22 protein-coding genes and 2 tRNA genes are annotated in these 16,580 nt (G+C 57.3%); 6 read left to right on the forward strand and 18 right to left on the reverse strand.

The genetic code is table 11. From position 1 onward, the window contains the following. The first annotated feature begins 7 nt into the window (after nt 1-7). A complete protein-coding gene (locus tag AC0TNJ_RS15280; protein WP_473771559.1) occupies nt 8-562 on the forward strand; it encodes a sarcosine oxidase subunit gamma in 555 nt (184 codons plus the stop codon). Between the two features lie 187 nt (nt 563-749). Here AC0TNJ_RS15280 and AC0TNJ_RS15285 read toward each other — a convergent pair whose 3' ends face one another. Both AC0TNJ_RS15285 and AC0TNJ_RS15290 read right to left on the reverse strand, forming a co-directional pair. Further along, nucleotides 750-1,610: an amidohydrolase family protein gene (locus AC0TNJ_RS15285; RefSeq protein ID WP_473771560.1), complete on the reverse strand. Its 861-nt coding sequence runs from the start codon at nt 1,608-1,610 to the stop codon at nt 750-752. 70 nt (nt 1,611-1,680) lie between these two features. Further along, nucleotides 1,681-2,484 (reverse strand): IclR family transcriptional regulator, encoded by an 804-nt coding sequence (locus AC0TNJ_RS15290; RefSeq protein WP_473771561.1) that lies wholly within the window; start codon nt 2,482-2,484, stop codon nt 1,681-1,683. 327 nt (nt 2,485-2,811) lie between these two features. Here AC0TNJ_RS15290 and AC0TNJ_RS15295 point away from each other — a divergent pair, with 327 nt between their 5' ends. From AC0TNJ_RS15295 to AC0TNJ_RS15305, 3 genes are all read left to right on the forward strand, one after another. Beyond that, nucleotides 2,812-3,546, forward strand: coding sequence for an SDR family oxidoreductase (locus tag AC0TNJ_RS15295; protein ID WP_473768858.1), 735 nt, complete (start codon nt 2,812-2,814; stop codon nt 3,544-3,546). 41 nt (nt 3,547-3,587) lie between these two features. Next, a complete protein-coding gene (locus tag AC0TNJ_RS15300; RefSeq protein ID WP_473771562.1) occupies nt 3,588-4,433 on the forward strand; it encodes a fumarylacetoacetate hydrolase family protein in 846 nt (281 codons plus the stop codon). A gap of 69 nt (nt 4,434-4,502) precedes the next feature. Further along, entirely contained in the window at nt 4,503-5,780 is a 1,278-nt protein-coding gene (locus AC0TNJ_RS15305; protein ID WP_473771563.1) for an L-fuconate dehydratase, read from the forward strand. Between the two features lie 54 nt (nt 5,781-5,834). Here AC0TNJ_RS15305 and AC0TNJ_RS15310 read toward each other — a convergent pair whose 3' ends face one another. The 12 genes from AC0TNJ_RS15310 to AC0TNJ_RS15365 all read right to left on the reverse strand — a co-directional run bounded on the left by AC0TNJ_RS15310 (nt 5,835) and on the right by AC0TNJ_RS15365 (nt 13,590). Next, nucleotides 5,835-6,275: a DMT family transporter gene (locus AC0TNJ_RS15310; RefSeq protein WP_122000706.1), complete on the reverse strand. Its 441-nt coding sequence runs from the start codon at nt 6,273-6,275 to the stop codon at nt 5,835-5,837. 231 nt (nt 6,276-6,506) lie between these two features. Next, nucleotides 6,507-6,992, reverse strand: a complete 486-nt coding sequence (locus AC0TNJ_RS15315; protein WP_473771564.1) for a tetratricopeptide repeat protein — start codon at nt 6,990-6,992, stop codon at nt 6,507-6,509. 479 nt (nt 6,993-7,471) lie between these two features. Further along, nucleotides 7,472-7,547 (reverse strand) — tRNA-Phe (locus AC0TNJ_RS15320). A 171-nt stretch (nt 7,548-7,718) separates the two neighbouring features. Beyond that, nucleotides 7,719-7,928, reverse strand: a complete 210-nt coding sequence (gene yacG / locus AC0TNJ_RS15325) for a DNA gyrase inhibitor YacG (RefSeq protein WP_473771565.1) — start codon at nt 7,926-7,928, stop codon at nt 7,719-7,721. A 9-nt stretch (nt 7,929-7,937) separates the two neighbouring features. Further along, nucleotides 7,938-8,564, reverse strand: coding sequence for a Maf-like protein (locus AC0TNJ_RS15330; protein ID WP_122000703.1), 627 nt, complete (start codon nt 8,562-8,564; stop codon nt 7,938-7,940). A 28-nt stretch (nt 8,565-8,592) separates the two neighbouring features. Next, the gene (gene infA, locus AC0TNJ_RS15335; protein ID WP_002965531.1) at nt 8,593-8,811 is read right to left on the reverse strand and encodes a translation initiation factor IF-1; all 219 of its coding nucleotides are present in this window, start codon (nt 8,809-8,811) and stop codon (nt 8,593-8,595) included. 114 nt (nt 8,812-8,925) lie between these two features. After that, complete coding sequence (locus tag AC0TNJ_RS15340; protein WP_473771566.1) at nt 8,926-9,411, reverse strand: arsenate-mycothiol transferase ArsC; 486 nt, start codon at nt 9,409-9,411, stop codon at nt 8,926-8,928. A gap of 6 nt (nt 9,412-9,417) precedes the next feature. Then, complete coding sequence (locus AC0TNJ_RS15345) at nt 9,418-9,900, reverse strand: UPF0262 family protein (RefSeq protein WP_104754647.1); 483 nt, start codon at nt 9,898-9,900, stop codon at nt 9,418-9,420. Between the two features lie 6 nt (nt 9,901-9,906). Next, entirely contained in the window at nt 9,907-11,199 is a 1,293-nt protein-coding gene (hisD, locus tag AC0TNJ_RS15350) for a histidinol dehydrogenase (protein WP_473771567.1), read from the reverse strand. 73 nt (nt 11,200-11,272) lie between these two features. Next, entirely contained in the window at nt 11,273-11,713 is a 441-nt protein-coding gene (locus tag AC0TNJ_RS15355) for a DUF2948 family protein (RefSeq protein WP_122000701.1), read from the reverse strand. 189 nt (nt 11,714-11,902) lie between these two features. Beyond that, nucleotides 11,903-13,195, reverse strand: a complete 1,293-nt coding sequence (gene murA / locus AC0TNJ_RS15360) for a UDP-N-acetylglucosamine 1-carboxyvinyltransferase (RefSeq protein WP_122000700.1) — start codon at nt 13,193-13,195, stop codon at nt 11,903-11,905. A gap of 215 nt (nt 13,196-13,410) precedes the next feature. Continuing rightward, nucleotides 13,411-13,590, reverse strand: coding sequence for a hypothetical protein (locus AC0TNJ_RS15365; protein WP_122000699.1), 180 nt, complete (start codon nt 13,588-13,590; stop codon nt 13,411-13,413). Nucleotides 13,591-13,737: 147 nt separating this feature from the next. Here AC0TNJ_RS15365 and AC0TNJ_RS15370 point away from each other — a divergent pair. After that, a tRNA-Thr gene (locus AC0TNJ_RS15370) sits at nt 13,738-13,812 on the forward strand. Between the two features lie 182 nt (nt 13,813-13,994). Here the strand turns inward: AC0TNJ_RS15370 and AC0TNJ_RS15375 are convergent. Further along, nucleotides 13,995-14,120 (reverse strand): hypothetical protein, encoded by a 126-nt coding sequence (locus tag AC0TNJ_RS15375; protein WP_006465979.1) that lies wholly within the window; start codon nt 14,118-14,120, stop codon nt 13,995-13,997. A gap of 291 nt (nt 14,121-14,411) precedes the next feature. Here AC0TNJ_RS15375 and AC0TNJ_RS15380 point away from each other — a divergent pair, with 291 nt between their 5' ends. Further along, entirely contained in the window at nt 14,412-15,215 is an 804-nt protein-coding gene (locus AC0TNJ_RS15380) for a DUF2189 domain-containing protein (RefSeq protein ID WP_473771568.1), read from the forward strand. A gap of 268 nt (nt 15,216-15,483) precedes the next feature. Here AC0TNJ_RS15380 and AC0TNJ_RS15385 read toward each other — a convergent pair whose 3' ends face one another. The 3 genes from AC0TNJ_RS15385 to AC0TNJ_RS15395 all read right to left on the reverse strand — a co-directional run bounded on the left by AC0TNJ_RS15385 (nt 15,484) and on the right by AC0TNJ_RS15395 (nt 16,487). After that, the gene (locus AC0TNJ_RS15385) at nt 15,484-15,738 is read right to left on the reverse strand and encodes a type II toxin-antitoxin system VapB family antitoxin (RefSeq protein ID WP_473771569.1); all 255 of its coding nucleotides are present in this window, start codon (nt 15,736-15,738) and stop codon (nt 15,484-15,486) included. A gap of 72 nt (nt 15,739-15,810) precedes the next feature. After that, complete coding sequence (locus AC0TNJ_RS15390) at nt 15,811-16,251, reverse strand: PIN domain-containing protein (protein WP_473771570.1); 441 nt, start codon at nt 16,249-16,251, stop codon at nt 15,811-15,813. Continuing rightward, entirely contained in the window at nt 16,248-16,487 is a 240-nt protein-coding gene (locus AC0TNJ_RS15395; RefSeq protein ID WP_473771571.1) for a FitA-like ribbon-helix-helix domain-containing protein, read from the reverse strand. Before AC0TNJ_RS15395 ends, AC0TNJ_RS15390 begins: the two co-directional genes overlap by 4 nt. Nucleotides 16,488-16,580: the final 93 nt, after the last annotated feature.

Raw genomic sequence — 16,580 nt, forward strand, 5'->3', positions numbered from 1 at the left:
TCGAACCATGCTCGTTGAAACAAAACCTTATTCGAACCGCAAGGTCGTCATTCCCGGCCGTCTGGAAATCCACGCAGCCGATGACGCGGCTCGCTTCATCCTGCGCATTGCCCCGGCAAAACTGCCGCTGGCTGAAAAGGCGCTGGGTGCAAAAATCCCCGCCAGGATCGGCGATCTTGTCCGCACCGGCGATATTGCCGTTGCCTGTATCGGACCGGACGAATGGTATATCTGGGCGGATGAAAGCAAGGGGACGGCCATTGTTGCGGTTTTCGCCAAGCTTTACGAAACCGAACCGCACAGCCTGACGGAAGTGAGCCATCGCGAGACGGGCATCGACATTGCAGGCCCCAAGGCTGAATGGCTGCTCAATGCCGCATCGCCGCTCAATCTGGCTGAAATGCAGGCGCCGGGCGCGGCCCGCACCATCTTCGATCATGCCCAGATCATCCTGCTGAAATGGGACGCGGATCATTACCGTATCGAAGTGTGGAACTCATTCGCCGATCATGTCTGGACCTTGCTGGAACTGGCCAGCAACGAGGTCGAACTCGCAATCTGATCGAAAAAATGCCGCCCCGCCGGGCGGCGTTTTTGCGTTATGAGGCCTGATGCGACTTCGCCTTCCCTCATCCTGAGGAGCCGTTGAAAACGGCGTCTCGAAGGGCTGAGGGAAAATGCGCCGGGCATCCGCCTCTATCCTTCGACACGGTGCTTCGCACCGGCTCAGGATCAATTGAGTCTGGACCCTAAAGCTTCCAGAGACGCGTTGCATTCCGGGACAAAAGGCGCGCCGTTTCGTCATTGCTGCATCCCTCAAGAAGCGCATGGGTTGTCGCCACCCATGTCGAAAGCCCGGCGCCAGCATTGCTTGCCCCCGGAATTGACAATGTGCAGACGGGCCAGTCGCTTCCCCACACCACACGGTCCCAGCCGAACGACTGGATGACATGCTCGACATAAGGCCGCACCGTATCGACGGTCCAGCTTGCCGGGTCGGCATAGGCGACCACGCCGGAAATCTTGGCGACCACATTGTCGCGTTGCGAAATCGCGGCAATGCCCTTCTGCCAGCTTTCCAGCGCGCCTGATTTGATGTCCGGCACGCCGCAGTGATCGAGCACGAATTGCACGCCGGGCGCGAGGTCGGCGAGCGCCAGCACCTTGTCGATCTGATGCGGCAGTGTGCAGAGATCGAAGGTCAGGCCGGTGCCTTCCAGCCGCTTGATATTCTCGCGGAAAAGAGCGCCCTCGGAAACATCGTCCGGCACCACATGCAGCACACGGCGAAAGCCCTTGACGAAGGGATTGCTGCGGCTCTGTTCCAGATAGGCCGCGAAGCCCGGTTCTTCCGGGCGGCAGGAAGCAATTGCGCCCTTGATGAAGCCGCCCGAGCGTCTGGAAATCTCCTGAATATGGTCCGTTTCAGCCTGAATGGCGTCGGCTGCCACATCCACTTCCATATGCAGCGCCGCCCCGATGCCGCAGCGCTCTGCCTGCGTCCGATAGGTCTCGAACAGAAAGTCGCGGTTGAGCGCCGGAACGCCGTCCAGCCATGGATAATTCAACGCGCTTTTGTCGATCAGATGCAGATGGGTATCGATAATCATGAAAAACGTCCTCCTTCCGTATAGTTTCAAAAAAGAAGAGAGTTTTCAAATAAGAATTACCGATAGACCGCTACTCCATGGCTCCGATATCGGAGCCGACCAGTTTTGACAGGTCTTTGACCGTCTTTTGCAGCAGGCCGATGGTCTGCGTGATGTCGGGGGCGGAAGCCGAGTTGACGAGCGTCACATAGGGGCAGGTCAGCGAGGCTATGCAGGTGCCGTCGGGGCCGAGAATCGGCGCGGAAAGATTATAGACGCCTGCCACCTGCGCGCTCGGCATCATTTCATAACCGCGCTCGCGTATCTGGTCGAGGCGCTCATAGAAACTCTCGTCGAGCTTCACGCTTTCACCGTCCTTGGCATATTCGGCAAGCATCATCCGGCGTTCTTCCGGCGAACGGAAGGCGAGAAGCACATGGCCCGAACCGGTATCGAACAGGCTGATATGCGAGCCGACGCGGATCGAAATACCCCAGTAATCCGGAGCTTCCTGCTGTGCGATGACCACGACAGACCCACGGTCGAACACGGCAAGCTGGTTGGCCTGTTTCGAGCGGTCCGCGAGCTCACGCATGAAGGGCGTGGCAAAGGAAGCGAGCCTGCGCACCGGCGCATGCAGATGCGCCAGACCGAACAGCTTGAGGGTCAGCGAATAGCGGTCGCCCTCCAGCTTGGTCACGTATCCGCGCTTCACCAGCCGGTCCAGCATCCGGTAGAATTCATTGGGGCTGCGGTCGAGATGCTTGGCGATTTCCGCCTGCGTCAGCCCGCCATCCACGCTTGCAAGCAGTTCCAGAATATCCAGCCCCTTGTCGAGCGCCGGGGCGCGATAGCGATCCTCTGTTTCCAAGTGAACTCCCCTTGTGAATATCATTCTTCATATACGAAGAGCCGTGGATTCGAAAGGTGCAAACAGGCAGAGAGAGCCTTGACCAGATTTGCATAATATGTTTGCATATAAATAAACAATTTACAATTGGGGGCGGATCGGGAGCCGCCCGCCGGGAGGAAGAAGGTGCAAGGCGAGTTTCAAGGCGCGTTTCAGGGGCGCGTTTCAGGGCGCCCACGATCCTTGCAATCAGCATCATGCCAATCAACCCGGTTGCTTTTTCCCACGGTTATGATCGTCTGCGATTCATATCGGAAATACGCTTAATCAGCGGGATGACCACACCCTGCTTGTCGAACGGAAGGCTTGAAAATGACGATACGTTTTGATGGAAAAACCGCGCTGGTGACAGCCGCTGCGCAAGGGATCGGCCGTGCAAGCGCACTGGCCTTTGCGGAGGCGGGCGCGAAGGTCTACGCGACCGACATCAACACCGATGCCCTCAAGGAAATCGAAGGCGTCAACGGCATCATCACCCGCAAGCTCAACGTGCTTGACGACGCGGAAGTGAAGGCGCTTGTCGCCGAAATCGGGCAGGTGGACATTCTGTTCAACTGCGCTGGCGTCGTCCACGGCGGCTCGATCCTCGAAATGAAGGATGAGGACCTCGATTTCGCCGTCAATCTCAACATCCGTTCGATGATCCGCACCATCCGCGCCGTGCTGCCCGGCATGCTGGAACGTGAAGAGGGCGCCATCGTCAACATGGCTTCTGTCGCGTCGAGCGTGAAGGGCGTGCCGAACCGTTTCGCCTATGGCGTCACCAAGGCCGCCGTCATCGGTCTCACGAAGGCTGTCGCGGCTGATTACGTTGCCAAGGGCATCCGCTGCAACGCCATCTGCCCCGGCACGGTGGAAAGCCCGTCCTTGCAGGACCGTCTGCGCGCACAAGGCGATTATGAAGAGCAGCGCGCCGCCTTCATCGCCCGTCAGCCGATTGGCCGCATCGGCCAGCCGGAAGAAATTGCCGATCTTGCCGTTTATCTCGCCGGTGCAACTTATACGACCGGACAAGCCTACAACATTGATGGCGGCTGGACGATTTAGTCTCAGCGCCCTCTCTTTCATCCCCTCAAAGGAGCAATCTCATGAAATTTCTTCGTTACGGTGAAGCCGGTCAGGAAAAGCCGGGCCTTCTGGCTGCTGACGGTTCGATCCGCGATCTCTCCGCGCATGTAAGCGACCTCTCCGGCGCGGCTCTTGCCCCGGATGCGCTGGCGAAGCTCGGCGCGTTTGACGTTAATTCGCTGCCGAAGGTGGAAGGCAATCCGCGCCTTGGCCCTTGCGTCGCAGGCACCGGCAAGTTCATTTGCATCGGCCTCAACTATGCCGACCATGCCGCCGAATCGGGCATGGCCGTGCCGCCTGAGCCGGTCATTTTCATGAAGGCCACCTCGGCCATCGTCGGCCCCAATGACGATCTCCTGATCCCGCGCGGCTCGGAAAAGACCGACTGGGAAGTCGAGCTTGGCATTGTCATCGGCAAGACCGCGAAATACGTCTCGGAAGAAGACGCGCTTGATTATGTCGCTGGCTATTGCACGCTGCACGACGTTTCCGAACGCGCTTTCCAGATCGAGCGCGCCGGTCAGTGGACCAAGGGCAAATCCTGCGACACGTTTGGCCCGACCGGCCCGTGGCTCGTCACCAAGGACGAGGTTGCCGACCCGCAGGATCTCAAAATGTGGCTCACCGTCAACGGCGAAACCATGCAGGACGGCTCGACCAAGACCATGGTCTACGGCGTGCGTCATCTGGTTTCCTACCTGTCGCAGTTCATGTCCCTGCAGCCGGGCGACATCATCTCCACCGGCACGCCTCCCGGCGTCGGCATGGGCATGAAGCCGCCGCGTTACCTCAAGGCTGGCGATGTCGTGGAACTCGGCATTGAAGGTCTCGGCAACCAGAAGCAGAACGTGCGCGCCGACGTTTAATTTGCTTGAGCATGCCCCCAAAAACCGGTTCTCCCTTTTGGGGATCATGCTCGGATAACGGAATAAATCATGACGAAAATTACTGACCTGCGCGTCTTCGATCTGCGTTTCCCGACTTCGCAAAGTCTGGACGGTTCCGACGCGATGAACCCGGACCCGGATTACTCCGCGGCCTATGTCATCCTCGACACGGATGATGCGTCGCTGAAGGGCCACGGCCTTACCTTCACCATCGGCCGCGGCAACGATATTTGCTGTCAGGCGATCCTTGCCATGCGGCATCTGGTGGTCGGCTCCTCGCTGGAAGATTTCCGCGCGGCCCCCGGCAAATTCTGGCGTTATCTGACCGGCGACAGCCAGCTTCGCTGGATCGGCCCGGACAAGGGCGCGATGCATCTGGCCACCGGCGCTGTCGTCAACGCCTTCTGGGACCTAGCTGCAAAGCAGGCGGGCAAGCCCGTATGGCGGCTGGTCGCCGACATGTCGCCGGAAGAAATCGCCGACATTGTCGACTATCGCTACCTCACCGATGCGCTGACGCGTGATGAAGCCGTCGCGATCTTGCGCAAGGCGGAAGCTGGCAAGGCTGAGCGTATCGCTACGCTCGAGACGGAAGGTTATGCCTGCTACACGACTTCGGCCGGCTGGCTCGGCTATGACGACGACAAGCTGCGCCGTCTGTGCCAGGAAGCCATTGACGAGGGCTTCAACCACGTCAAGATGAAGGTTGGCCGCGATCTCGAAGACGATATTCGCCGCCTGACCATCGCGCGCGAAGTGATCGGCCCGGACCGTTACCTGATGATCGACGCCAATCAGGTCTGGGAAGTCGACCAGGCCATCGAATGGGTCAACAAGCTGGCCTTCTCCAAGCCGTTCTTCATCGAAGAGCCGACCAGCCCGGATGATGTTGCTGGCCACCGCAAGATTCGCGAGGCGATTGGCGATGTGAAGGTTGCCACCGGCGAAATGTGCCAGAACCGCATCATGTTCAAGCAGTTCATTGCGGAAGGCGCCATCGACATCGTGCAGATCGATTCGTGCCGCATGGGTGGCCTGAACGAAGTTCTGGCGGTGCTGCTGATTGCCGCCAAGTTCGGCAAGCCGGTCTGGCCGCATGCAGGCGGCGTGGGCCTGTGCGAATATGTACAGCATCTGTCGATGATCGATTATGTGGCTGTTTCCGGCACCAAGGAAGGCCGCGTGATCGAATATGTCGATCATCTGCACGAGCATTTCATCGACCCGTGCGTGATCAAGGATGCGGCCTATATGCCGCCGTCCTTGCCGGGCTTCTCGATTGAAATGAAGCCGCAATCGATTGCGGAATACACATTCAAGGGCTGAACGCCCTCATTCTTGAATGCAGAAAAGCCGCGCCGGGAAGCGCGGCTTTTTCGCTTATAGAAAGCGGATCATCAGCGCGCCGGTCAAAAGCAGGACGGCACCGGCAATGCGCCCGGCGGTGATTTCACGCACGGCAACGCCCATGAAGCCGATGCGGTCGGCAGCAAGCCCGGCCATCAACTGTCCGGCGACCGCGAGACCCATCACGGCGGCGGCACCGATACGCGGGGTCAGCAGGATGGAAGTCGTCACGTAAATGCAGCCAAGCGCGCCGCCCACGACGAACAGCCAGCCTGCCGGAACGTTGAAGGCGGGCAGGGTGCCTGTCGCGCGCGCGGTAATGCCCGCGATAACGGCAAGTATGACGGCACCCGCCAGAAATGAAATCGCGGCAGCCGTTACCGGTGAGCCCAGACCGCGCGCCAAGGCTGCATTGATGGGGGCCTGAATGGCAATACAGGCACCGGAAAGGATGCCGAACAACGTCCACAGCATGGGAGTTCCTTATATGGAATTTTGGGAAGAACCGATTGGACCCTAGTCCTCGCAGAGGAATATCGTCAGGTCAATATTGGAGCGCGTCCGTATTGCCAGGGCATATTAGAAACAGTTTTACCAAGCCTCAGGCCGCACAGTGATCCAGTGCGGATTCCATGAGATAATTTGTGATCTGTCTTGCCAATTTTGCAGCAGTTCGGGGTAAACTTCCCGAATGCAGGCAGGTGGCTACGGGCGCCGGAGTGCCTTACGTTCTTCGCGCTTAAAGAAATATCGATAGGGAACTATGCTTTCGCTGCGCGCATGTTCACGGCAGACAGAGAGCAACCGTGAAAATGCAAGCCTAGGGTTGCCGCCATCGTAGTCGACGATTGAGAGAAGCATCTTTAAAATAGGTTCCTGCGGAAATTCCCGAATTGCTTTTAACAAAAGGTTTCGCGCGGCGTTGATCCTGCCAATAGTCCTATAGGATGAAGCGAGGCAGAAATAGACATTGATGCGTTGCGCTTCGGTCAGATCGCCTTGAAGTGCAGCCAGATAAAGCGGCACGGCGTTTTTCTCTTTACCCGCCCTGTCATAAGCATACGCGGCCTCCATTATGTCATGAGGTGAAATCGCTCTATCTTCTCGGAGAAGTAGCTCGAAGAACCGCAGGGCCTTTCTATGGTGCCCTTTCAAAGATTCTTCTACAGCGTTTGCAACAGACAAAATCATCGTGCACGTCACTTGGTTTCAACGGTGTAAGTATGAGTTTTTCGTCCCCTTCCGCAGCGCGGTTTTTAGCGTGCTGTTTAAGGCGGATCGGCATTATCCGTTCTGTGTCGCGAACGCATGGGCTTGCGAAGTTGCAATTGTCCATTCATCCGGTCTTGCCCGTTGTGGGCGCAAGCAAAATCCTGGCTCGAAGCGAGGTAGAAATTCTACCCTATAAAGGCGTGCACAGAACCTCCCATTATCGGCTAGCATTTTCATGGGGCGGATTATTCGGCAATATTCCTATGCGTCCGCCTCGGCTTTGTGCTGGACGGCATGAGCCAGAAAGCCAGAGCGGTTTACCCCTCTGCTTTTCGCTGCAAAAGCTCGCTATCGCAGAATCCAGAAAACTAGCGATGCTACCAGTGTGCTACCACGGCGCAATTTCAAGGCCTGATTTTTAAGGAGGATTTTTGTCAGATTACCTAAGTAAATCAAAATGGTGCCCGGAGGCGGATTCGAACCACCGACACGCGGATTTTCAATCCGCTGCTCTACCAACTGAGCTATCCGGGCATCCGTAACAAGCGATTTGCTCGTTCAGGGCGGTGTTGGTTCCCGCCGGAAGTGGGTGGGTTATAGCATTAAATTTCGCGCTGTCCAGCACCGTATCGCAATTTTTATCAGCTTTTCTCACAGTTTCGATAAATAGCTGATTTTATTGCAGGAAAATGGTTTGGAAGAGGCTTAGTTCCCTTCTTCTTCCTCTTCATCGATCGGCTTTCCGGGCAGCACATAGCTGCCGGACAGCCAGCGATTGAGGTCAATGCTTTTACACCGGGGCGAACAGAAGGGATAGGATTCGCGCGTTGAAGGTTTTCCGCATTCCGGGCAGGGACGCGTCGGACGCAATGGCGTCACGCGTCCACCGGCTGATATGTCCTTCTTGTCGTCCATGGCTGTTCTTCAGACTTTTCCGCTGTTCCAGTTGGCGTAAACCGGATAATCGACATCGCTCAGCAGGCTCGTGGTCTCCTGCAGCGGCAACCCCACCACATTCGTATAGGAGCCAACCAGCTTCACGACAAAACTGCCGGCCAGTCCCTGGATGGCATAGCCGCCCGCCTTGCCGCGCCATTCGCCCGACGAGAGATAGGCATCCATCTGCTGGCGGGAAAGGCGTTCGAAGCGAAGCCGCGTTTCAACCAGTGTCTGGCGCAGATTGCCGTTCGGCAGGACGAGGCTCACCCCTGTGAAGACCTTGTGCGTGCGTCCCGAAAGCAGGCGCAGGCATTCCCGCGCTTCGTCTGCGATCTCGGTCTTGGGCAGAATGCGCCGGCCAACCGCCACCACCGTGTCGGCGGCGAGAATGAAGGCGCTGGCGAAATTCGCATCGTCCTTCAACTGTTCCTGCGCCTTGCGCGCCTTTTCCCGCGACAGACGCTTCGCCAGCGAGCGCGGATGTTCGCCACGCTGCGGCGTTTCGTCAATATCGGCCGGATGGATATGGTCCGGTTCGATGCCTGCCTGCCCCAGAAGCTCGATCCTGCGTGGAGAACCGGAGGCAAGAACCAGCTTGTGTTGCGCGCTCATCGAATAGACATTTCCCGGAACGGATTGCTTACTTGAAGCGGTAGGTGATGCGGCCCTTGGTCAGGTCGTAAGGGGTCATTTCAACCAGAACCTTGTCACCGGCCAGAACGCGGATGCGATTCTTGCGCATGCGGCCCGCCGTGTGGGCGATGATTTCATGTTCGTTTTCGAGCTTCACGCGGAACATAGCATTGGGCAGCAGTTCCGTAACAACACCCGGAAATTCGAGGACTTCTTCTTTCGCCATGCGATACCTGTTTCTTTCTTCGGTAAAATGCCGCTCTCGAGCGGTCTTTAGGTCTGAATTTGCGCGGAACCTATATGATTAGGCGGCATTTGTGAACAACGGAATTCGGCGAACTTATTGCTCGCCAAAACGGTGCATGATCTGACGCTTCAGGCGGTCACGCACATCGCGATAGGCCGCCATGATCTGGCTTCTGCTGCCGGTTACCAAAGTCGGGTCCGGCGTCGGCCAATATTCCACGTCAACCGAGAAGCCGCGCATGCGTTCCAGAACGGTGTGATGGGCAAGCGGCGTCAGCGTTACGATCAGGTCGAAATAGCCATCCGCCAGTTCTTCGAGGCCGCGCGGCTGCCGGTTGTCGAGCGAGAGACCCTCTTCCTGAAGCACGGCATCGACAAACGGATCGCGCTCGCCCCGTTTCACGCCCGCCGACGCCACATAGATATTGGGTGGCAAGGCTTTTCTTGCAAGTAATTCCGCAATTGGCGAACGAATTGCATTCTTGCCGCAGACGAAAAGCAGCGACGTGGGCAGGCGTCGTTTATGATCTTCCTTGTCAGTTTCGCTAAGCGTTACGGGAGGTCCATCGGCGACGATCATCGATGATCAGCCCCTCCAGTGCAAAACGCAGACAAGTGTGAAAAGCCGTCGGGCGGTGTTGAAATCAACCTCGATCTTGCCCTTTAACCGCGCTTGCAGGGTTTGCGATCCTTCATTGTGCAGGCCGCGCCGCCCCATGTCGATTGCCTCGATCTTGCTTGGCGTGGCCGAGCGGATGGCCTGATAGTAGCTTTCGCAAATCATGAAATAATCGCGCACCACGCGGCGCAGCGGTGTGAGCGAGAGAATATGGGTTGCGACATCCTCGCCGGTTTCCCGTGCGATGGCGAAAATCAGCCGTGATTCCATCAGCGAAAGCTTCAGGCGATAAGGCCCGCCCGTATCGTCACCGATCGGGTGGAAGGAGTTCTCCTCGATAAGGTCAAAAATGGCCACCGCGCGTTCATGCTCGACGTCAGGCGTCGAACGCCCGATGGATTCATCGAGCTCGACGTCAACAAGGCGGGCATTTGGAACACCGGCGGTCATGTCACCTCATAGGTTCAGCCGGATGGCGACAGACTGCGCATGGGCATCAAGGCCTTCGGCGCGGGCAATTTCGATTGCCGCGGGCCCAAGCACGCGCAGTTGATCGGGGCCGAGTTTGAGAAGCGACGTGCGCTTCATGTAATCGAGGACGGACAGGCCCGATGAGAAACGCGCCGAGCGCGCCGTCGGCAGAACGTGGTTGCAGCCGCCGACATAATCGCCGATCACTTCCGGCGTATAGCCGCCGATGAAGATCGATCCTGCATTGCGGATTTTCGGCAGCAAGGCTTCCGGATCGGCGGTGGCGATTTCCAGATGCTCGGCTGCAATGCGATTGGCAAGCGGAATGGCTGCCTCGAAATCCTCGACCAGAATGACGGCCCCGAAATCGCGCCAGCTTGCGGCTGCGGTTTCTACGCGCGGCAGAGTGCGGAGCTGGCGTTCGACGGCCTCCTCCACCGCTATCGCCAGCGCTTCATCATTGGTCATGAGGATCGACTGCGCGGCGGTATCGTGTTCTGCCTGGGCGAGCAGGTCAGCGGCGATCCAGTCGGGATTGTTGTCCCTGTCGGCAATGACCAGAACCTCGGACGGGCCTGCGATCATGTCGATGCCGACCGTGCCGAACACGATGCGCTTGGCGGCAGCAACATAGGCATTGCCGGGGCCGACGATCTTGGCGACGGGCTTGATTGTTTCGGTGCCATAGGCAAGCGCCGCGACAGCCTGCGCGCCGCCGACACGGTAAATCTCGGAAACACCGGCGAGCCGCGCTGCCACCAGAACCAGTGGATTGAGAATGCCATCGGGTGCCGGAACCACCATGACGATGCGTTCCACGCCCGCCACCTTGGCGGGAACAGCATTCATCAGCACGGAACTTGGATAGCTTGCCGTGCCGCCCGGAACATAAAGCCCCACGGCCTCGATAGCCGTCCAGCGCGAGCCGAGCTCGACGCCCAGCGCATCGGTATAACGGTCATCCTTCGGCAATTGCCGCGCATGGTGCTTTTCGATGCGCTCATGCGCGAGTTTCAGCGCTTCAATTGTGGATGCGGGCGCGGTTTTGAAGGCTGCGTCGATTTCAGCCTCGGTGACCGCGATGCCGGTTTTTTCGAGATCGATCCGGTCGAAGCGGCGGGAATAATCGATCAGCGCGCTGTCGCCTTCCCGGCGCACACGGTCGACAATTTCCCGCGCCGCGCGATCGACATCTTCCGATGCCTCGCGCTTGCCTGCCAGAAACGTCGCGAAATTATTCTCGAAATCGGGATCGGTTTGTCTGAGCGTCTTGACCACGCTTCTGTTCCTTCAAATATGCTTGCCGGACCTCGTATCCGGCTGACGAATGACGGTTGTGCAGAACCTGCTCTCAGACGTTATGGCGGGGAAGCGATTCCGTTTCCCATGCCGCGCCAAGGTCCGTCATTTGCGCCTCAATACATTCCACTTCAAGACGGATAGCCGCATTTGCCGAAAAAGTCAGTTCTATTGTACCTGCCGGCGTTTCACCGGCGGTGAACTGAATGGCCATCAGGGAAAGCACGTCTTCGGGCTTCTGGCGGTCGATGCCGGTCGCCTTCGCCGCAATCACACGGTTGAAATGCAGGGCGGTGCGTCGGCGCTGATATTGCGGCTTGCGCAGGAATCTCGGCTTGCTTTCTTCCCAGACAAAACGGTTTGCCGTCAGGATGAAACGCTTTTCGTTGGCGAGATATTGAAGGTCGGATACTTTCAAAACCGCGTCCTGAAGATGAGCGGAAAGGACCTGCAAGTCCTCCTCATCCAGCGCCACAAGCTTCAACATATCCATACTCCAGCACCGCTTTCCGTTGTCGGTCAATAACTGCTCCGGCGGGAAGAAAATCAATCACCCGCCGGGCCGGTTATCAACTTGGCATGTCAAAACAAAAAAATCGACAGGCTTTTCAAACCCGTCGCTGTTCAAATAACGTCAGCCAGAAAAAAGCCGGAGCAACGAACGTCACTCCGGCTGATCACATCAACCGCTGATGCGTTCCACCATCGCGCCGCAGCGCGACAGCTTCTCTTCCAGTCGCTCGAAGCCGCGATCCAGATGATAAACGCGATTGACCATGGTTTCGCCCTCGGCGGCGAGGCCCGCGATCACCAGGGAAACCGATGCACGCAGATCCGTTGCCATCACCTGCGCACCCTTCAGGCGCTCGACGCCTTCAACGGTTGCGGTCTGGCCGGACAGGGAAATTTTTGCGCCAAGACGCGCCAGTTCCTGCACATGCATGAAGCGGTTTTCAAAAATGGTTTCCGTGATGCGCGACGTTCCCTTCGCCTTGGTCATCAGGCCCATGAACTGCGCCTGCAAGTCGGTCGGGAAGCCGGGGAAGGGGTCGGTGGTGACATCGACAGGCTGGATGCCATGGCCGTTGCGCACCACGCGAAGGCCGCTATTGGTCTCGGTGATCTCGGCACCGGCCAGACGCAGCGTGTCCAGCGCCGATGACAGCAGGCTTTCCTGCGCGCCTTCCAGAAGCACGTCGCCGCCGGTCATCGCGACCGCCATCGCATAGGTGCCGGTTTCGATACGGTCGGGAATGACGCGAACGCGTGCGCCCGAAAGGCTGGTCACGCCTTCCACATGGATGGTGCTGGTGCCCGCGCCGGTGATCTTTGCGCCCATCGCATTGAGGCAGTCGGCGAGATTGACGACTTCCGGCTCGCGGGCCGCATTTTCGATGATGGTCTCACCCTTGGCGAGAGCCGCCGCCATCAGCATGACATGGGTTGCGCCGACCGAGACTTTCGGAAAGCTGTAGCGTGCGCCGACAAGGCCGCCCTTCGGCGCGCGCGCCTTGGCATAGCCGTTTTCAATGTCGATTTCCGCGCCCAGCGCCTGGAGGGATTCCAGCAGCAGGTCGACGGGACGGGTGCCGATGGCGCAGCCGCCCGGCAGCGACACGGTTGCCTCGCCGGTGCGCGCCAGAAGCGGGCCGATCACCCAGAAGCTCGCGCGCATCTTCGAAACGAGTTCATAAGGAGCCGTCGTGTCGACGATGTTGCGGGCGGTGAAATGAATGGTGCGCGAATAGGCGCCGTTCTGGTGCTCGCGACGCCCGTTCACAGAATAATCGACGCCGTGATTGCTGAGGATGCGGATCAACTGCTCGACATCGGCCAGATGCGGCACGTTTTCGAGCGTCAGCGTATCGTCGGTCAGAAGCGAGGCGATCATCAACGGCAGGGCGGCGTTTTTGGCGCCGGAGATCGGAATGATGCCGTTGAGCTTGTTGCCGCCGACGATTTTGATGCGATCCATGCTGTGTCACCTTCTGGGCCGATGCCTTGCCCGATAAATTTCACCAAACCCGGCAGCCCTTGCGGCGCGGTGGCGTTGCGTCATGAAATTACGAGTCTTGCGGCCAAATTACGTCAAATACGAATCACAATAGGACGATATCGCTGCGAAGAACGGAAGTAAGCTTTTACCGCAGAGCCTCCCTATCTTCAAGGAAGGCTTTGTTGCCGTGATTCTCAATCGGTCTTGTCGCTGGCGGCGGTAATGCCGTCGTTTCGCTCGTCGGCTTCGCCTGCGCGGCGCGAGCGCGATTGCGCCTTGCGGCGCATCAGATTCGCGCGCAACTCCTCAGCGCGGCGCTTTTTGCGCTGGTCTGATTGGATTTGTTTCTCTTTGTTGGTCGTATTTTCGCTCATGACGGTCTTCTACTACGGGAAAAAGGGCCGGAAAAGCGGCTTTCAAATGCGTCTCCGACAGATTTCCACATTATGTGCAAAGAAATGCAATTGCTTGCTTGCGATTTGCGTAATGATGTGGCAGAAGTCCGCCGCACTCAAGAGATTGCTGCGGTAGCTCAGTGGTAGAGCACTCCCTTGGTAAGGGAGAGGTCGAGAGTTCAATCCTCTCTCGCAGCACCATTATTCCCCGGACATTCAAGGCAAATTTGATTTCACCCTGTCGAGGGATGAAGAACAGATGCGCGCTGGCCTGCGTTGGCGGCACAAATCTGGCGCTGCCTGTCCTTTATCCGTTCTCAAAGGCTGATCTGCTCCAGCCGTTCGATCAAATCGAACGGTGATCTTCTGGCTTTTGCAGGCGCTTACGTCCCGCCTTCCTTGTTTTTCTTCTTCTTGCCCTCATCATAATGAAACTTGATGGCAAAGAACATGGCCACGCCCAACACGATAACCTTGAATGCCATCAAGCCAATAGGGATCCATTCCATTTAACTACATTCCTGAGCTGCTGTTTTCCGTGAGTGGCAGTAGCACATCGCGGTTCGATGAACAGATCATATTTGGTTGATCTCTTTGACGTTTGGAAAGCGCCGGGTCGTGCGCATGTGGTATTCGTTCAAGCGGGCTCGATCCTGCCAGGCCGTTTTCCTTTCGCAGCCGGTCTTTTCGATGTATACTGCCTGTCTCATCGTCAGGCTTCTCAAAGCCGGAAATTGCGTGCAGGCCTGTCCTGACCGCCGCCCTGCCGTCAGGACTGCCTAACCCGCAGGAGGAACGTCATGGCACAGTTTCATGTGATTGCAGGTCGGGACCAAACAGCCTTTTACCCGGAAGTCAAACGCATCCAGATGGCGGATGTATTCGACGCCCTGCGTTTGGGTTTCGACGATTTCTGGGCGAAGCCATCGCATTATGTTTTTCTTTGTCTGATATATCCGCTGGCCGGATTGTTCATCACCTATTGGAGCACGAACGCGAACGCTCTGCCGCTTCTGTTTCCCCTGATGTCCGGATTTGCCCTGATCGGGCCAGTTGCCGCCTTGCCGCTTTATGAAATGAGCAGGCGCCGCGAGGAGAAACTGGACGCCAGTTGGAGGCGCGCTTTCGACGTCAGCCACTCCCCGGCATTGCCGTCCATCGTGGCCGTCGGCTCCTTCCTTTTCGCAATCTTCATTGCGTGGCTGCTGGTGGCTCAAAATCTCTATGTTCACTATTTCGGACCCATGCCGCCCGACAGCTTCTCGATGCTGATGAATCAAGTGTCATCGACGGAAGAGGGGCGTAGCCTGATTTTCGCCGGCTGCGGCATTGGCTTGCTTTTTGCAATCGTTGTCCTGTGCCTGACGATCGTCACCTTCCCGATGCTGCTTGATCGGGATTGCGGTGCGGCGGCGGCAATCGCCACATCATTGCGCGTGGTATCTCGCAATCCCCTGGAGGCGCTGCTTTGGGCGGCAATCGTGACCGCGATGCTGGTCGTGGGATTTGCCACGATGTTTGCCGGATTGGCGTTGGTCCTGCCCATCCTTGGGCACGCGACATGGCATCTCTATCGAAAGACGGTCGCAATTCCATTGGGGTGACAATGGAGGAAGACAAATTTCCTTGTCGGAAATAGCCAAATAAATTCAAATTCTTATGGTGTCGAATGACACGAATTTTGGCCCTTGAGGTTATTCTAAGTCATTGAAAACAAACATGTCAAATTTAACTGGTTTCAGATATTTTGCCCTTTTTGCCACGAGATTTTGCCCTTGAAATAATAAAGGCGTTCGCGATCCGGAAAAGGCGTACCTCACAATAGGTTTTTGGCATCAGGATTTTTGGCACAGCGGTGCCTGTTGACGAAAACTATTCGTCATCCGTCAGATCGTGATCAAGCTCGTGATAGGCTTCTGGAGGAACGGGCTTTCGATCTTGCGGGAAAGATTGGCCATGTTTGGCAAGAATCTTTTGTGCTGTCTCCCATGGCGCTTTCTGGCCTATCCGGTTGCGGATGGTTTCTCGAAGAGCGACGATTACAGCATCGGTGATGCTTGTGCGGTCAATGCGCGCAAGCTCTCGTGCAAGCCTATCGGCCTCCGGATTGCGAATATGCAGTACCATTTGAGCAGCTCCAAGCGTCTAGCCTACGTTACATCACCGCGTAGCTTGGACAAACCCGGCAATGTCGATTGATCAAGCTGGCAGTTGCATCCGCTCGGCCCAAGGATTGATCGTTTCGATCCGCATTGCAGCAAACGCCGTTTCATTGCGGGTTGCGACGGTGCAGGATTTGTTAGCTCGAGCAATGGCAGCCACCGCCCCGTTTGAGAAGCCGACTGCGAACCCGGAACTTTCTGCAGCGGCGACCAGGTGTCCGAAAATTGAAGCGGACGCCGCATCAAATGCCAGGATGCGGTCCTTGAAATCGCTATTAATAACCCTGTCGACAGCTTCAGCCAGAGCGGTCCGACGTTTCCCTGAAGGTAGCCTTTCAATTCTGATGAGCAATTCGGTCACGGTGATGGCGGTGATATAGGTCGTCGTTGAATCGAGAGTGTCGAGCCAGGCTATGACGTTTGGGTCTGGGTCAACTTTCTGCATTTCTGAAATGACATCGGTATCGAGAATGATCATTTGAAGACTGCTCCTTCCACCGGCGACTGATCCCGCAATTCTGAAAGTTCGTCACCGTAGACGTCAGAAAACTGGGCACGAAGTTGCTGCCCGAGCCCTTGACCCATTTCGGCGGCTGCGATGGAGGTAAGAATGGCCCGAATTTCGGCCTCGAGGCTGCGGTGATGCTTCTTGGCTATGCGGCGAAGGCTGGAATGCACGGAGGTAGGAACGTTTCGGATAGTCAGAGTAGTCATGTCTTTTTCCCTCGGTTGCGGCGTTGCGCGGATGATCCGCGGTCTCGGAGTTGAGTACGAGCCGGGTGCCTGGCCACCGCGCGCGCGACTATT

This window comes from Ochrobactrum sp. PL_is483 (genome assembly GCF_055816855.1).

Bases quoted from the DNA above. Each gene is read 5' to 3' on its own strand.
- AC0TNJ_RS15280 (WP_473771559.1), top strand. From the start codon at position 8: ATGCTCGTTGAAACAAAACCTTATTCGAACCGCAAGGTCGTCATTCCC.
- AC0TNJ_RS15285 (WP_473771560.1), bottom strand. From the start codon at position 1,610: ATGATTATCGATACCCATCTGCATCTGATCGACAAAAGCGCGTTGAAT.
- AC0TNJ_RS15290 (WP_473771561.1), bottom strand. From the start codon at position 2,484: ATGATATTCACAAGGGGAGTTCACTTGGAAACAGAGGATCGCTATCGC.
- AC0TNJ_RS15295 (WP_473768858.1), top strand. From the start codon at position 2,812: ATGACGATACGTTTTGATGGAAAAACCGCGCTGGTGACAGCCGCTGCG.
- AC0TNJ_RS15300 (WP_473771562.1), top strand. From the start codon at position 3,588: ATGAAATTTCTTCGTTACGGTGAAGCCGGTCAGGAAAAGCCGGGCCTT.
- AC0TNJ_RS15305 (WP_473771563.1), top strand. From the start codon at position 4,503: ATGACGAAAATTACTGACCTGCGCGTCTTCGATCTGCGTTTCCCGACT.
- AC0TNJ_RS15310 (WP_122000706.1), bottom strand. From the start codon at position 6,275: ATGCTGTGGACGTTGTTCGGCATCCTTTCCGGTGCCTGTATTGCCATT.
- AC0TNJ_RS15315 (WP_473771564.1), bottom strand. From the start codon at position 6,992: ATGATTTTGTCTGTTGCAAACGCTGTAGAAGAATCTTTGAAAGGGCAC.
- yacG (WP_473771565.1), bottom strand. From the start codon at position 7,928: ATGGACGACAAGAAGGACATATCAGCCGGTGGACGCGTGACGCCATTG.
- AC0TNJ_RS15330 (WP_122000703.1), bottom strand. From the start codon at position 8,564: ATGAGCGCGCAACACAAGCTGGTTCTTGCCTCCGGTTCTCCACGCAGG.
- infA (WP_002965531.1), bottom strand. From the start codon at position 8,811: ATGGCGAAAGAAGAAGTCCTCGAATTTCCGGGTGTTGTTACGGAACTG.
- AC0TNJ_RS15340 (WP_473771566.1), bottom strand. From the start codon at position 9,411: ATGATCGTCGCCGATGGACCTCCCGTAACGCTTAGCGAAACTGACAAG.
- AC0TNJ_RS15345 (WP_104754647.1), bottom strand. From the start codon at position 9,900: ATGACCGCCGGTGTTCCAAATGCCCGCCTTGTTGACGTCGAGCTCGAT.
- AC0TNJ_RS15355 (WP_122000701.1), bottom strand. From the start codon at position 11,713: ATGGATATGTTGAAGCTTGTGGCGCTGGATGAGGAGGACTTGCAGGTC.
- murA (WP_122000700.1), bottom strand. From the start codon at position 13,195: ATGGATCGCATCAAAATCGTCGGCGGCAACAAGCTCAACGGCATCATT.
- AC0TNJ_RS15365 (WP_122000699.1), bottom strand. From the start codon at position 13,590: ATGAGCGAAAATACGACCAACAAAGAGAAACAAATCCAATCAGACCAG.
- AC0TNJ_RS15375 (WP_006465979.1), bottom strand. From the start codon at position 14,120: ATGGAATGGATCCCTATTGGCTTGATGGCATTCAAGGTTATCGTGTTG.
- AC0TNJ_RS15380 (WP_473771568.1), top strand. From the start codon at position 14,412: ATGGCACAGTTTCATGTGATTGCAGGTCGGGACCAAACAGCCTTTTAC.
- AC0TNJ_RS15385 (WP_473771569.1), bottom strand. From the start codon at position 15,738: ATGGTACTGCATATTCGCAATCCGGAGGCCGATAGGCTTGCACGAGAG.
- AC0TNJ_RS15390 (WP_473771570.1), bottom strand. From the start codon at position 16,251: ATGATCATTCTCGATACCGATGTCATTTCAGAAATGCAGAAAGTTGAC.
- AC0TNJ_RS15395 (WP_473771571.1), bottom strand. From the start codon at position 16,487: ATGACTACTCTGACTATCCGAAACGTTCCTACCTCCGTGCATTCCAGC.